Here is a 14,565-nt window from a genome sequence, read left to right as displayed (position 1 = left end):
GCCGGGCCCGCTACCCCGCCGCCGCCCCGGGGGTCAGGCGGCGGGCCCGCCGCCCAAGAAGTGGAACCCCGGGCGAGGGTGCATCAGGAACTCGTGGTGCGAGATGTTCCAGGCGTAGGCGCCGGCCATCGCGAAGAGCACCCGGTCGCCGGCGCGCAGCCCGTCCACCGGGGCCCGGTGCGCCAGGACGTCCTTCGGGGTGCAGAGCTGCCCGGCCAGGGTGGCCCGCCCGGTGGTCGTGGCCGGACGCGGCCAGGGGTGCTCCCACCCCGCCACGGGCAGGACGTCGAACGGCTGGTCGTGGCCCCGGGTGGCGGGGGTGCGCAGGTGGTGGGTGCCGCCGCGGACGACGGCGAAGTCCTCGCCGTGGCTCTGCTTCACGTCGAGCACCTCGGTGGCGTACCAGCCGCAGTACGCGGTCAGTGCCCGCCCGGGCTCGATCCGCAGGGTCAGTCCGGGATGACGGCCGAGCAGCTTCTCCAGGCCGGTGCCGAACGCGCCCCAGTCGAAGCGGGCGGCCGGGTCCGCGTAGTCCACGGCCATGCCGCCGCCGACGTTGACCTCGTCCAGGGCGATCCCGTGCCGCCGGGCGAGTCGCACCGACCACGCCACCACCTGCTCGGCGAGCACCAGCTGGGCCGGCGCGTCCAGGCCGCTGGCCAGGTGGGCGTGCACGCCGCGCAGCCGGATCCGCCGCCCGAGCGGCCCGGCGAGCAGGGCCAGGCACTCCTCGGCCCGCTCCGGGTCGAGCCCGAACGGCGTGGGGCGCCCGCCCATCGCCAGCGCGACCGAGTCCAGCGCACCCGGGGCGACCGGCAGGTTCACCCGCAGCAGGACGTCGACCACCGCGTCCGGCGCGCCGGCCAGGGCGTCGGCCAGCCGGTACAGCTCCTGCTCGCTCTCGACGTGCCAGCGGTGCACGCCGAGCCGGACGGCCGCGGCGATCTCGGCCGGCGTCTTGCCCGGGCCGCCGAAGGCCAGCGCCGCTCCCGGTACGGCCGCCCGGACGTGCTCCGACTCGCCGCCGCTGGAGACCTCGTAGCCGTCCACCGCGTCGCGCAGCGCGGCCAGCACGGCCGGCTCCGGGTTGGCCTTGGCCGCGTAGTACAGCTCCACCCGGTCCGGCAGGGCGGCCCGGACGGCCGCCGCGTGACCGCGCAGGAGCGCGAGGTCGTACACGTACGCCGGCAGCTCGTCCGGGGTCAGGGCCGAGACGTGGTCGCGGACCAGGGGGGTGGCGGTCATCGGGTGCTCCGGGCGGGGACGAGGACGGGCGAACGGACGGCTTCGGGGCCGCCGGCCGTGGCGGGCGCCGGCCCGGGCGGGGCGAGGGCGGCCATGGCGGCGGACGCCCGGGCGGCCTCGGTGAGCACGGCCTCGCCGAGCGGGGACGCCAGCCGGACGTACCCGGCCTCGCGGTCCGCCCTGCGCTCCCAGCGGGTGAGCAGGTTCGCCTTGGCGGGCAGCGGTACGCCCGCCAGCAGCGCGCTCAGCCGGGGCGGGCAGCCGTACTCGTCGGCGTAGGAGCGCAGGGTGTCCCGGACGGCCTCCCAGAGCGCCCCCTCCAGCTCCGGATGCAGGTCGGCCAGCGCGGCGAGCAGCTCGGAGCAGTGGTTGACCAGCAGGCAGTAGACCACCCGGTCCCAGCCGCGCTGCGCGTCGTAGGCCATCGGGGCGGCGACCTCGGGCGGCAACCGGGCCAGCAGCCCGGCGTTCTGCTCGGGGACGAGCTTGGCGCCCTCCAGGTCGCGGAAGAGCACCTGGACGGGGCGGCCCTCGCCGTCCACGCCGATCAGCACGTTCTGCAGGTGCGGTTCCAGCACCAGGCCGTGGTCGAAGTAGGCGGCCAGCACCGGCGGCAGCAGCAGCCGCAGGTACGCCCGCCACCAGTCCAGGGCCGCGGCCGGTCCGGCTCCGGCGAGCAGCCGGGAGACGTGCGCGGAGCTGGTGGGGTACTCGTCGGCCACGGCCGCCGCCAGCAGCGGGGTGACCCCGGGACGCAACGCGCCCTCCAGGCCGTCCCGGACGATCAGCCCGAGGCCCTCGAACAGGCCGAGGTCGGGGCTGCCGTCCGGGCCGGGCACCGCCAGCGTGCGGAAGGCGGGCTCGCGCAGCACGGCGGCGTCCGGGAACCGCCCGGCCAGCTCGCCGAGCGCGGGGGCCAGCAGCCGGGTCAGGGCGACCGCGCCGGCCAGCTCGTACGCGGCGTTCTTGCGCAGGCAGTTGGTGATCCGCACGTTGAGGCTGAACTTCAGGAAGGCACCGGCGCCGTGCAGGGTGCGCACCGAGGCGGTGGCGGTGAACGCCTCGCCGCCGCGGCCGAGGTCCAGCACGTCGCCGCGCCCGAGCGCCGCCCGCAGTGCGGGGTTCTCGCGCAGCAGCTCGTACTGCCACGGGTGCGCGGGCAACAGCCGGTACCCGGGCGGTACTTCGCGCATCGCGTCGAGCAGTTCGGTGGCCGCCGGGTCGAGGCTCTCCTCGGCGAGCAGCTCCGCCCGCACCGCCAGGTGGCGCAACCGGAACGCGGCGCGGGCCTCCGGGGCGTACGCGGACCAGGCGGCCGGGTCCTCCGAGCGGGACTTCGGGGCGGGGTGGAACCGGTGGCCGAACAGCAGGGCCTGCTCGGACTCCAGGTAGCGGTCGCCGCCGGCCGCACCCCGGGCGGACAGTGCGCCGCGGACGCCCTCGTGGCTGGAGGCCAGCTGGTCGAGGAACTCCTCGTTGCCCACCCCGCTGCGCAGCGTCAACTCCTGCTCGACGTGCTCGGCCAGCTCCCGCCAGCCCAACTCGGCCCAGCCGCCCGCGCGTTCCTCGCTGACCGGGCCGACGAACCGGTGCGCGCCGATCAGCGAGGTGCGCCGCAGGGCGACCCGCAGCAGCACGCCGCGCCGGGGCAGCCGGATCAGCAGCCGGCCGTCGGCGACCGCGCTCTGGCGCTCGGGGCCGGACACCTCGCGCAGCAGGCAGTTGAGCAGGGTGTGCGCCACGGCGTGCTCGGCGCACGGCAGGCCGTCGGCCGGTGGGGGTGACTCCGGGGCGGGTAGGGGCATCGACGACTCCAACGGGGTGCGGGGGCGAGGGTTGTGGCCGCGGAGGTGGCGGCGGCGCGCGGTGCGGCGGCGGGTCTGCGGGTGTCGGCCGGGGCGCGGAGGCCGCCGGCCGCCGGCGCCCGGCGCGGGCTGCGGCACCCCGGGTGACGGGCCGTCGCCCGTCGTCCGTCGGGGTGTCGGCGGTCATCAGACCATTCTCGCCCGACGGAGGTAGTTGGGACCGCTGGTGTAGTGCTTGTTGACGTCCGCGGCGCCGGAACGCTCCTTGCTGAGCAGCGTTCCCGCGGTGACCATGGCCTTCACCGGGAGCCGGTCCGCCTCCAGCAGGGCGGCGCGCAGCAGGGAGCCGTCCGGGCCGAGCCGGCCGGCCGCCTCGGTCAGCCGCGCGCGGAGCACACCGAGCGAGGTCTCCAGCGGCACCCGGCCGTGGGCGGCCAGGTCGAACGCCGGCGAGGCGGCGCAGAGGTGCACGGTGATGGTGGTGAACAGGTCCGTCAGGGCGCGGTCGCCGGTACCGACGATCCTGGGGTCGTCGAACCGGGCCTCCTGCCGGGCCTGTTCACCGAGCGCCGCGCCGAGCCGCGGACCGTTGATCCGCAGCCCGTCGTTGTCCTTGAGCAACAGGCGGAGCCGGGTGGCGCCGTCGGCCCGGTCGAGCACCAGTGAGATGTTCTGCTGGTGCGACTCCAGCGCGATCCCGTACCGCAGCAGGGTGCACTGCCAGTCCAGCAGCAGGGTCAGGAACGCGTCGTAGAGCGCCAGCGGATCGCCGCCGTAGAAGCGGTCGGAGAGGTGGTCGACGACCAGCCGGCCGCCCGGCGCGGTGGCGGTGAGCGCGGCCAGCGGCAGGGTCACCGCCTCGTCCAGCCCCTCGGGGAGTTCGCGCAGCAGGAAGGCCAGCAGCTCGTGCCCGCCTTCGGCGTACCGCTGTTCACCGGCCGGCAGCACGGCGGCGGCGAAGCGGGGCTCGCGGCGGATCACCGCCTTCAGCAGGCGCTCGGCGGCGGCGCCGTCCGGCAGCACGCCGGCCTTGATGGTGCGCCGGTTGCGCAGGCCCAGGGTGGCGGTGGCCAGCGGGAGTTTGAGGTGGTGGCGCGGGTCGCGGACGACGGCCACGGTGCGGGTCGACAGGGTGGGCACGACCTCCAGGTAGCGGCGGCGGCCCGGCACGGCGAGCCCGGTCAGGCCGGCCGACGCCAGCGCCTCCACGAGCGGCGCGCCGGCGGTCAACGGGTGGACGGGCAGCAGGAGGTGGCCCGGGCCGAGCTCGGGCAGGTCGACGTCCTCGGGGCGGGGCCACCAGTGCGGCAGCGGCGCGAGGGCGTGCCCGGCCACCAGCCGCTCGGGCACGGCCACCCAGTGCAGGGCGAAGGACGGGTGGAACTCCGGTGCGCAGCCGATGATCTGGTCCTCGTCCAGGCCGGCCCGGCCGCGGGCGGTCGGGTAGACCGGGTGGTCCAGGTAGGCCGCCAGGGTGTCCTGGGCGAGGGCGCCCGCCGGGCCGGTCCAGTGCGCGGGATCGGCGCCGTACCGCCGGGCCAGGGCGGCCAGCACGCCGGGTTGCGCGGTGTCGTGCAGCGCCATGGTGAGCAGGGTCTGCCGGCACTCCTCGGCGAAGGCGTCGTAGCCGGCCCGGTCCTCGGGGTCGGCCAGGGCGCGCAGGGCGCCGACGATCCGGTCGAGCCGGGTGAGGGCCCGCCCGTCGGCCTCGACCAGCGGGAGCCGGGCGCGGTACTCGCACTGGAAGCCGTCCGGGGCGACCGGGAGCAGCAGTTCGGTGGCCCCGATCCGTCGGCCCAGCCAGGGTCCGTCCGGGCGCTGCTCCGGGACGCCGCGGGTGCGCAGGCCGAGCACGTCCTCGCGCAGCAGCGCGGAGAGCACGCGCAGCGTCAGCCGCCGCTCGGCCCCGGCACGGATGGCGTTGACCGGGGCGTCCGGGGCGTCCGGTCCGGCCGCGCGGGCGCCCCGGGGGCGTCCCGCGCTCACTGGGCGATCTCCCAGCGGTTGGCCGCGGCGAACCGCTGCGACGCCTGCCGGGCCGCCTCCGGGTCCGGGCCGAAGGCCCAGATCAGGCCGAGGTAGTCGCGGTTGGTCCGGTAGTGCGGGTGGCGTTCGCCCACCCCGCGCAGCGGGCGGTAGCAGAGCTCGACGCCGTCGGTGACCAGGTCGCACGGCCCGGGAGCCGCGACGAGGGTGCCGGGGCGGTCCGCGCAGACGGCCAGGTTGTGGCCGAACACGTCCGTCCGGGCGCCGAGTTCGGCCGGCAGCGGCACGCCCAGGTGGGTGCGCAGGACGTGCTCGAAGTACGGGATGTCGAGGATCCGGGCCAGGGCCAGGTCGGCGCGGTCCCCGATGGCGCGGTAGTTGACCTCGATGATCCGGGCGCGGCCGTCCGGCTGGACGACGAACTCGGTGTGGCAGGCGCCGAGTCCCACCCCCAGCGCGTCCAGCTGGGCGAGTACCTGGTCCACCACCGGCCGGTCGTGGGCGTGGACGAAGTCCAGGGCCTGCTCGACGAATCCGGGCGGCGGCGCGAGCCGGGTGCGGAATCCGCCGAGCACGTGCCGGGTGGTCCCGTCGCCGAGCGTCTCGAGGGTCCGCAGCTCGCCGCCCAGGAACTCCTCCAGGACGAGGGCCGCGCCGGGGCGCCGCAGCCGGATCTGCTCGCAGAGCCGGATCAGCCCGGGCAGGTCCTCGGCCAGCGCGACGTCCTCGCTGGCCACGCCCTCACGGGGTTTGACGACGCAGGGGAACGGGATGCCGGCCTGTTCCGGCCCGCCGGGGTGGCTCTCGGGCGGCAGTTCGGCCGACCACACGGTGTCCGCTCCGGCGGCGGCGAGGTGGCGGCGCATCTCGGCCTTGTTCTTGGCTCGCAGGGTGGCCCGCCAGTCCTTCGCGGGCAGCCCGAAGTAGTCGGCCGCGAGGGCGGCCTGGGTCTGCAGGTGGTCGCTGTTGGTGAAGACCGCGTCCGCCGGGTGGTGACGGGAGATCAGGCCGACCACCTCGCGGAAGTCCCGGACGTCGCACGCCAGGACCTCGGGGGCGGCGGCGGACCCGGCGTAGGCGAGGCGGTGCTGCTCGGCGGCGTCCGTCAGGACGGTGACCTCCAGGCCGAGCCGTGCGGCGGCCGGGAGGAAGCCCTCGGTGACGGAGTCGGTGGTGTTGAGCGCGAGCAGGTACAGCCGCATGGTGGAGGGTCCTCCCCGGTGGTCGTGGGCGTGCTGGTGGTGTGGCCCGGCGCGGCGGGCTGCGGGCACTGCCGGGCGGCCGGCCGGCGGCCGGTGGCGGAGGGTCGGGGCCGGTGGCGGAGGGTCGGTTCCTCCGTCCATTGAACACCGCGGCCGGACGGCGGTACCGGGCGAAGGCCGGAGGCCGTGCCGCTCCGCGGCTCAGCCCGGGCCGGGGTCAGGGGCGGGCCGGGCCGCGCGCGGTGGGCCGTTCGGGGGTGGGCCGTCCGGGTGAAGGTCGGTCGGCCGCCCCGGCACGGGCACCGGGCGGTCGCGGGCGGCGGGGGCGTGGCGCGTACGCACGGTCGGGTTTCCACACGAGGCGTCATGCTAGGTTAGGTCTACCTAACTCCGTCAAATCGAGCCCTCGTGCCGAAGTTGACGTGGCGGCAGCTCCCCGTCCGTGGCTATAAGGTGAGCCTAACCTCAGTTCGTAGCGGTGGATGTTTGGAGCCCTCATGCCCGACACGCGGGTGATCCGGCCGAGTGCCGCGGAGCTGCTCGACGGGACGTACCGGCGCCTCACCGGACTCTGCCCGACGCTCAGCCTCACCCTGACGGCCCCCGCGGGCCCGGCCCCGGCGGCCGGCCGCGACTGGGTCGGGGCGGCCGCGTTCGGCGAGCACCGCGACCGGCTGATCGCCGGCGAGAGCGCCCGCATCCTGGCCGCCCACGACTGCGCACCGCGCGAGCACGTCGCCGCCTCCCGCCTGCTGCACCACTACCTGTGGTCCCTCTGCCTGCTCGTCAGCGGCCCCTGGTACCTGGACCGCCGGGTGCCGGGGATCCGGCCCGAGGACGTCTGGATCGACTCCGCCACCGGCGACCTGGCGCTGCGCCCCGGCGACTTCGCCTGCCTGCCCGACGACCCCGCCGCCGGGCGGCCCGGCGCCCGGGTGATCGCCGGCGAGGACGAGCTCCGGGCCGAGCTGAGGGCGGTCGTCGCCGAGCACGTCGCCCCCGTGCTCGCGGCGTTCCAGGGCCCGCTGAAGCGCGGCCCGCGCGCCCTGTGGGGCATGGTCACCGACGACCTGGTGTCCGGGATCTGGTACCTGGGGCGGATGCTCGGGGAGGAGCAGGCCGCCGTCGACGCGGCGGGCGCCGTGCTGCCCGGCGACACCGCGCCGTTCCCCGGCGCCGCCGGGTTCCGCACCCTGCCCGGCAGCGCGGGGCGCGAGCACCTGACCCGCACCCGGCTCGGCTGCTGCCTGTACTACGCGGTGCGGCCCGCCGAGGCCTGCCTCACCTGCCCGCGCACCGCCGACGCCGAGCGGGTGCGCCGGCTGGAACTGCCGCCGGCCTGAGCGGCGCGGCCCCGGCGGGCGCCGCTCAGGTGCCGGCCGGCTCCAGTTCGACGGCCGGCGCGGTGGCCGCGGCGCGGCGGCGGTAGCGCCGGTCGGTGGCGGTGAGGGCGGCCAGCAGCAGGGCGGCGCCGGCGGCCAGCGCCGTCACCCGGAACGGCGCGCCCGGCCCGTACCGTTCGGCGGCCCAGCCGCTGGCGAGCGTCCCGGCGGACTGCGCCAGCGTGATGCTGCTGACCAGCGCGGCCATCGCCTCGCCCAGCCGGCCGGCCGGGACGGTCCGCTCGACCAGGCCGAACATCGTGATCATCTGCGGGGCGATGGCCACCCCGACGCATCCGATCGCCGCCGTCAGCGCGGCCATCGTGCCCCCCGCGAAGAGCAGCAGCAGCGAGCCGGCGAACAGCAGCGCGGTGCCCGCCCGCAGACGCAGCGGCAGGCCCAGCCGGGCCGGCAGCGCGGCCGTGGCCACTCCGGCGAAGGCACTGGTGAACCCGAGGAACCCGTACAACAGCCCGGCGGCGCCCGGCTGTCCGAGCGCCTCGGTGCTCGCCGTGACACCGACCTGGACGGAGCCGAAGAACGCCCCGAGCAGGGCCATCCCGGCGAGTAGCAGCACGTACGGGGTGGTGAGCAGCGGTTCGGCCGAGCGGGTCCTGCGGGTTCCCGTGCCGGGCGGGGCGCTCGGGTGCAGCGCGAACAGGGTGGCGCAGACGCCGACCAGCGCGGCGGCGAGCAGCAGGCCGGCGGCCGGATCGACCAGGGTGGCCAGCAGCCCGACCAGGGCCGGGCCGGTGGTGAAGCTGATCTCGTCGACGATCCCGTCCAGCGACATCATCGAGGACGTCAACTCGGGCTTGCCGTCGGCCAGTCGGATCCACCGGCTGCGGGACAGCGGCCCCACCAGCGGGGCCGAGAGGCCGATCAGCGCGGCCGGCGCGATCTGCCAGCCGATCGGCGCGTCCTGTTCGGAGGCGAGCACCAGGGCGAGGATCGCCACCGTGTTCACCGCGGCCGCCGTCAGCCCGACCTGGCGCTGACCGCGCCGGTCGGCGAGCCGGCCGACCAGCGGGCCGCCGATGCCCAGGCCGATCGCCAGCGCCCCGGTGGCGGCCGAACCGCGCCAGACGCTGCCGGTGTTCTCGGTCACCAGCAGCAGGGAGCCGATCGAACACATCGCGTGCGGCAGCCGCCCCAGCAGGGACCAGAGCAGTACCGAACGCCCCGTCAACTCCATCGTCGAACGGAACTTCTCCACCAAGGCCACGGTCGCACCCTACCGGGCCGGTCCGGGCGCCCGCCTCCCTCCGCCGGCCCAACCAGGAAACGGACCTGCGGGTGAGTCTCGACCGTACGGTCCGGTGCTACGAACGGGTAACCGTGCGATCACCCAGCGCGCTCGCCCGGCGGTCGCCGACGGGCTTGGAGGACCGGCCAAGCCGGGTGCGGGCGACGGCGTCGCGGGGGCCGGCGGGCGGTCGGGCGGGGGAGGCCGGGCCCGGTCCGGTGGAGGGCCGGACCCGCGCCGGCGCACCGGACTTGGAGCATCCGTGGCGGGGTGGCGGGGCCGTCCGCGTCAGGCGGCGGGGCCCGGGTCGCGCCGGCCGGGCGGCTCCTCGGCGCCGTCCTGTCTGCGCTGGCGCAGCACCTCGTCGTACTCGGCGTGCACCCGGCGGTCCATGGCCAGGGCGAACTGGGCGTCGGCCACCGTACGGGCCAGCGGCCGGACCCGCTGGATCTGCTCGGTCAGATGGGCGGCCTCGCCCGGGGGCAGCGGCCGGTCGTCGGCGAGGGCGCCCAGCAGGTGCTCACGGACCAGGCCGACGAACACCTCGGCCATCGCGTCCACGTGCTCCTGGGTGCGGCGGCTGGCCTCCAGCACCACGGCGAGCGGGACCCCTTCGGCGACGAGTGCGGTGGTGGCGTCCATCAGGCGCCGGCTGATGTGGGTGATGCCGTCCGGGCGCACGGTGATGTAGCCCTGGGCGACGGACTCGGCGGTGTTGGCCTCGGTCAGCTGGTCGCCGAAGGCGGCCCTGAGCTCGTCCCAGTCGAGGTCGACGGGGGTCTCGTCGGACCACGGGGCCACGATCGCGGCCTCCAGGCCGATCAGCTCGGCCACGTCGCGCCCGCTCTCGCCGGCGCCGATGAGTTCGGCGATCCCGCCCAGGGCGTGGCCGCGCTCCAGGAGTTCGGCGATCACCCGCAGCCTGGCCAGGTGCGCCTCGCCGTACCAGGCGATCCTGCCCTCCTTGCGCGGGGGCTGGAGCAGCTTGCGCTCGCGGTAGAACCGCAGGGTGCGGGTGGTGATCCCGGCCGCCTCGGCCAGCTCCTCCACCCGGTACTCGCGCTGCGCTGTCGCCGCTGGTGCTGACCGGAGCTTCTCCACGGCGCTCAGCATAGGCGCGCGGCACGGGTAACCGGTGCTGCCGGGCTTCTTCCATCAACTGTCAACAAGAGCTACCCTGCCAATCGTGCCAGTGATTACTGGCGCGGATTTAATGGACGTGCGCACTTCCACCCCCCACCCTCAGGAGGGACGCCGCATGGCATCCACCCCCAAGCGCGCCGAGCCGCCGGCCCCCGCCGCCCCCCACGTGCGGGTCGCCGTGATCGGCTCCGGCTTCGGCGGCCTCGGCGCCGGCGTTCGGCTGCGCCGGGCCGGGATCACCGACTTCGTCATCCTGGAACGCGCGGACTCGGTCGGCGGCACCTGGCGGGACAACAGCTACCCGGGCTGCGCCTGCGACGTGCCCTCGCACCTCTACTCCTTCTCCTTCGCCCCCAACCCCGACTGGCCGCGCAGCTTCTCCGGCCAGCCGGACATCCGGGCCTACCTGGAGAAGGTCACCGACGTCTTCGGCCTGCGACCGCACCTGCGCTTCAACGCCGAGGTGACGGAGGCCCGCTGGGTGAACGAGGCCGCCCACTGGCGGATCACCACCACCGCCGGCGAGTGGACCGCGGACGCCGTGGTCTCCGCCGCCGGACCGCTCGCCGACCCGCAGATCCCCGACCTGCCCGGTCTGGACGCCTTCCCCGGCAAGATCTTCCACTCCTCCCGCTGGGACCACGACTACGAGCTGGACGGCAAGCGGGTCGCGATGGTCGGCACCGGCGCCTCGGCCGCCCAGATCGTCCCCAACATCCAGCCCCGGGTCGGCCGGCTGACGGTGTTCCAGCGCACCCCCGCCTGGGTCCTGCCGCGCCGCGACCGCGAGATCACCGCCGCCGAGAAGTGGCTGCACGACCGCCTGCCCGTCACCGCCCGGCTCCGCCGGGGCGCCCTGTTCGCCCTGCGCGAGCTCCAGGTGGACGCCTTCGTCCGGCGGCCCGGCGCACTGCGGGTGATCCAGCGACTCGCCGCCTGGCACCTCGCCGCCGGCGTCCCCGACCCGGAGCTGCGGGCCCGGCTGACGCCCGACTACCGGATCGGCTGCAAGCGCATCCTGCTCAGCAACACCTACTATCCGGCGCTGGCCGCGGCCAACACCGAGGTGGTCGCCGCGGGTCTGTCCGAGGTGCGCGGCTCCACCCTGGTCGCCGCCGACGGCAGCGAGCACGAGGTGGATGCGATCGTCTTCGGCACCGGCTTCCACGTCACCGACATGCCCATCGGCGCCCGGGTGTTCGGTGCCGACGGCCGCAGCCTCGCCGAGGAGTGGAAGGAGGGGATGGAGGCGCTGCGCGGCTCAACCGTCCGGGGCTTCCCCAACCTGTTCTTCGTGATCGGGCCGAACACCGGCCTGGGCAACAGCTCGATGATCCTGATGATCGAGTCCCAGCTGAACTACCTGATCGACGCGCTCACCACCCTGGAGTCCGTCGGCGCCACCGCGATGCAGCCCACCGCCCGCGCCCAGCGGCAGTGGAACCTCACCCTCCAGCACCGGATGTCGCGCACCGTCTGGTCCACCGGCGGCTGCAACAGCTGGTACCTGGACGAGGGCGGCAAGAACACCGTGCTGTGGCCGGGCTCCACCACCGGTTTCCGCCGGGCCACCCGCCGGGTCGACCTGGCGGAGTACGAGCTGATCAAGCGCACCGCCCCCGAGCCCGCCACCCGAGCGCAGGAGGTCCTCGCATGAGCCCCGCGATCCCCGACGACTGCGTGCCGCCCACCCCCGTGGAGGTGCTGCGGATCCGCTCGGCGGACGGAACGGAGCTGCACGCCGAGGTGCACGGCGAGCCCGGCGCGCCGACCGTCCTGCTCGCCCACGGCTGGACCTGCTCGATCGCCTTCTGGGCCCCGGTCATCCGCCGGCTCGCCGGCGAGTACCGGCTGGTGGCCTACGACCAGCGCGGGCACGGGCGCAGCGCCGTCCCGCGCGACCGGGCCGGGTACAGCACCCGGGCCCTGGCCGACGACCTGGAGGCCGTGCTCACCCGGGTGGTTCCGGCGGGCGGGCGGGCGGTGCTCGCCGGGCACAGCATGGGCGGCATGACCATCATGGCGGCCGGCGGCCGGGCCGAGGTGGCGGACCGCACGGCCGCCGCCCTGCTGGTCAGCACCGGCGCGGCCGACCTGGTCGCGGAGCTGCGGGTCGCGCCGGACGCCGTCCGCAGCCCCGGGCTGCGGCGCTTCCTGCACCAGCGGATCCTGAGCTCCCGGCTGCCGCTCGGTCCGGTCACCGCGGTCGGCCGCTCGGTGCTGAGGTACGCCACCATGGGCCCCGCCACGCCCGCCGGCCGGGTCGAGGCCACGGCCCGGATCGTGCACGCCTGCCCGACCCCCGTACGCGCCGGCTGGGCGGGAGTGCTCGGCGAGTTGGACGTCCGCGAGGGACTGGCCGCGCTGGCCGCGCCGACCGCCGTGATCGTCGGCACCGACGACCGGCTGACACCGCCGGTGCTCGCGCACCGGATCGTGGCCGGACTCCGCGACCCGCAGGGCCTGCTGCTGCTGCCCGGCGTCGGCCACATGGCGCCGGTCGAGCGGCCGGCCGAGGTCGCGGCCGAGATCCGCCGCCTGGCCACCACCCACCGGATCACCCCCGTCGAGAGGAGTACCGCCGCATGAGCACCGCACCGCCGCTCGCCGCCCAGGTGGTCGTCGTCACCGGAGCCGCCCGGGGAGTCGGCGCCACCCTGGCCCGCAAGCTGGCCGCCCGGGGGGCGAAGGTGGCCCTGGTCGGGCTGGAGCCCGCCGAGCTCAAGGCCGCCGCCGAGCTCTGCGGTCCGCACGCCTCCTCCTGGGAGGCCGACGTCACCGACATCGAGGCGATGACCGCGACGGCCAGGGCGATCCAGGACCGCTACGGCCGGATCGACACGGTGGTCGCCAACGCCGGGATCGCGATCGGCGGGCCGCTGCTGGACAGCGACCACCGGGCGTTCACCCGGGTGATCGAGGTCAACCTGCTGGGCAGCGTGGCCACCGCGCGGGCCTTCCTGCCCGCACTCGCCGAGAGCGGCGGCTACCTGCTGCAGATCGCCTCGCTGGCGGCGATGACGCCGGCGCCGCTGATGAGCGCCTACTGCGCCAGCAAGTCCGGGGTGGAGGCCTTCGCCCACGCGCTGCGGGCCGAGGTCGCCCACCAGGGGGTCAGGGTCGGTGTCGGGTACCTGAGTTGGACGGACACCGACATGGTGCGGGGGGCCGACCAGGACCTCGTCCTGCGGCAGATGCGCTCCCGGCTGCCCTGGCCGGCGAACAAGACCTACCCGCTCGAACCGGCGGTCGACCGCCTGGTGGCCGGGATCGCCCGCCGCTCGGCGCACGTCTACGCCCAGGCCTGGCTGCGCGCCATGCAGCCGGTCCGCTCCGTCCTGCCGGGTCTGATCGCGGCCGTCGGCTCGCGCGACATCGCCAGGCTGGCACCGCAGTTGAGGGCGACCGCGAACACCAGGCTGCGGCCGGTCGGGGCCGGCGGGGAGGCCGACTCGGCAGCCCGGTCGGCGGGGTCGGGCACGGCGGAGTAGCGGTCGGGCTGCGGCTCCGGACGGCGCCGGGAGAGGGCGCCCGTCCGGAGCCGCCGCACGTCTGACGGGCCGTCCGGTACGCCGTGCCGGGCGGCCGGCGGAGTCGGCGACCTGCCCGGGAGCGGCGACCACGGTCGGATGTCGGTGTCTTCGAGCCGCCGAGTCGGTACCGTCGGGGTCATGACCACTGCCCTCATCACCGGCGCCACCGCCGGCATCGGCGCGGCGTTCGCCGTCAAGCTCGCCCGCGCCGGACACAACGTCGTCCTGGTCGCCCGGGACGCCCCGCGGCTGGCGGAGTACGCCGAGAAGCTGTCCGCCGAGTACGGCGTCGAGGCCGAGGCGCTGACCGCCGACCTCGCCACCGAGGCGGGGATCGGCGCCGTCGAGGAGCGCCTCTCCGATGCCTCCCGACCGGTGGACCTGCTGGTCAACAACGCGGGCTTCGGCAACAAGGGCGCCTTCCTGACCGTGCCGCTCCAGGGCGACCTGGACATGCTGAAGGTGCACGTCGAGGCCGTCCTGCGACTGACCGCGGCCGCGCTGCCGGGCATGCGCGAGCGCCGTCGCGGCGGGGTGATCAACGTGGCCTCGGTCGCGGCCTTCCTGCCGCGCGGCACCTACGGGGCGAGCAAGGCCTGGGTGGTGAGCTTCACCCAGGGCGTGGCCCGTGACCTCGGCGACTCCGGGGTGCGGATGCTGGCGCTCTGCCCCGGGTTCACCCGGACGGAGTTCCACCAGCGGGCCGGGATGGGCACCTCGGACATCCCGTCCTGGGGTTGGCTGTCCGCCGAGCGGGTGGTCAACGAGGCGATGCGCGACTTCGCCCGCGGGCGGTCGCTGTCCGTCCCCGGCAAGCGCTACAAGGTGGCGGTGGCGCTGGCCCGGATGCTGCCGTCCGGCGCGCTCGGCGGGGTGTCCTCGAAGGCGGCGCGGACCTACGGCAAGGAGTGACGGCGAGGGCGGGGCGGGGGTAGGGCGGGTAGGACGGCAGGCGGACCGGTAGCCGGATCGGCAGGAATAGATCGAGGCTCATTATTAGCTGGGCTAACTATGAGCTCTTCT

General features: G+C 75.8%; 11 protein-coding genes. 5 read left to right on the top strand and 6 right to left on the bottom strand.

Annotated features, from left to right (window positions below):
* Window positions 1–33: 33 nt before the first annotated feature.
* From ACFTWP_RS02060 to ACFTWP_RS02045, 4 genes are all read right to left on the bottom strand, one after another.
* On the bottom strand, window positions 34–1,245 hold the full coding sequence (locus ACFTWP_RS02060) for a type III PLP-dependent enzyme (protein WP_380261665.1): 1,212 nt from the start codon (window positions 1,243–1,245) through the stop codon (window positions 34–36).
* Complete coding sequence (locus ACFTWP_RS02055; protein ID WP_380261663.1) at window positions 1,242–3,050, bottom strand: IucA/IucC family protein; 1,809 nt, start codon at window positions 3,048–3,050, stop codon at window positions 1,242–1,244. The genes ACFTWP_RS02060 and ACFTWP_RS02055 overlap by 4 nt, the downstream gene beginning before the upstream one ends.
* Before the next feature lie 186 nt (window positions 3,051–3,236).
* Window positions 3,237–5,036 carry an IucA/IucC family protein gene (locus tag ACFTWP_RS02050; protein ID WP_380261661.1) on the bottom strand — a complete coding sequence of 600 codons (1,800 nt, stop codon included), beginning with the start codon at window positions 5,034–5,036 and terminating at the stop codon, window positions 3,237–3,239.
* The gene (locus ACFTWP_RS02045) at window positions 5,033–6,238 is read right to left on the bottom strand and encodes a siderophore biosynthesis protein (protein ID WP_380261659.1); all 1,206 of its coding nucleotides are present in this window, start codon (window positions 6,236–6,238) and stop codon (window positions 5,033–5,035) included. The genes ACFTWP_RS02050 and ACFTWP_RS02045 overlap by 4 nt, the downstream gene beginning before the upstream one ends.
* A gap of 497 nt (window positions 6,239–6,735) precedes the next feature.
* On the opposite strand from ACFTWP_RS02045, the gene ACFTWP_RS02040 reads away from it, so the two are divergent.
* Window positions 6,736–7,581 carry a (2Fe-2S)-binding protein gene (locus ACFTWP_RS02040; protein ID WP_380261657.1) on the top strand — a complete coding sequence of 282 codons (846 nt, stop codon included), beginning with the start codon at window positions 6,736–6,738 and terminating at the stop codon, window positions 7,579–7,581.
* A gap of 25 nt (window positions 7,582–7,606) precedes the next feature.
* On the opposite strand, the gene ACFTWP_RS02035 is transcribed toward ACFTWP_RS02040, so the two are convergent.
* Window positions 7,607–8,845 carry an MFS transporter gene (locus ACFTWP_RS02035; RefSeq protein WP_380261655.1) on the bottom strand — a complete coding sequence of 413 codons (1,239 nt, stop codon included), beginning with the start codon at window positions 8,843–8,845 and terminating at the stop codon, window positions 7,607–7,609.
* 309 nt (window positions 8,846–9,154) lie between these two features.
* A complete protein-coding gene (locus tag ACFTWP_RS02030) occupies window positions 9,155–9,967 on the bottom strand; it encodes a MerR family transcriptional regulator (RefSeq protein WP_380261653.1) in 813 nt (270 codons plus the stop codon).
* A 157-nt stretch (window positions 9,968–10,124) separates the two neighbouring features.
* Here ACFTWP_RS02030 and ACFTWP_RS02025 point away from each other — a divergent pair, with 157 nt between their 5' ends.
* From ACFTWP_RS02025 to ACFTWP_RS02010, 4 genes are all read left to right on the top strand, one after another.
* Window positions 10,125–11,666, top strand: a complete 1,542-nt coding sequence (locus ACFTWP_RS02025) for a flavin-containing monooxygenase (protein WP_380261651.1) — start codon at window positions 10,125–10,127, stop codon at window positions 11,664–11,666.
* Window positions 11,663–12,598, top strand: coding sequence for an alpha/beta fold hydrolase (locus ACFTWP_RS02020; RefSeq protein ID WP_380261649.1), 936 nt, complete (start codon window positions 11,663–11,665; stop codon window positions 12,596–12,598). The genes ACFTWP_RS02025 and ACFTWP_RS02020 overlap by 4 nt, the downstream gene beginning before the upstream one ends.
* Complete coding sequence (locus tag ACFTWP_RS02015) at window positions 12,595–13,500, top strand: SDR family oxidoreductase (RefSeq protein WP_380261647.1); 906 nt, start codon at window positions 12,595–12,597, stop codon at window positions 13,498–13,500. Before ACFTWP_RS02020 ends, ACFTWP_RS02015 begins: the two co-directional genes overlap by 4 nt.
* A 180-nt stretch (window positions 13,501–13,680) precedes the next feature.
* A complete protein-coding gene (locus ACFTWP_RS02010) occupies window positions 13,681–14,454 on the top strand; it encodes an SDR family NAD(P)-dependent oxidoreductase (protein ID WP_380261645.1) in 774 nt (257 codons plus the stop codon).
* Window positions 14,455–14,565 lie beyond the last annotated feature (111 nt).

The sequence above is a fragment of the Kitasatospora sp. NPDC057015 genome (assembly GCF_042673745.1).
GTDB lineage: Bacteria > Actinomycetota > Actinomycetes > Streptomycetales > Streptomycetaceae > Kitasatospora.
Note: the sequence above shows the minus strand (reverse complement) of the source record. Positions and strands in the feature narration are given on the sequence as shown.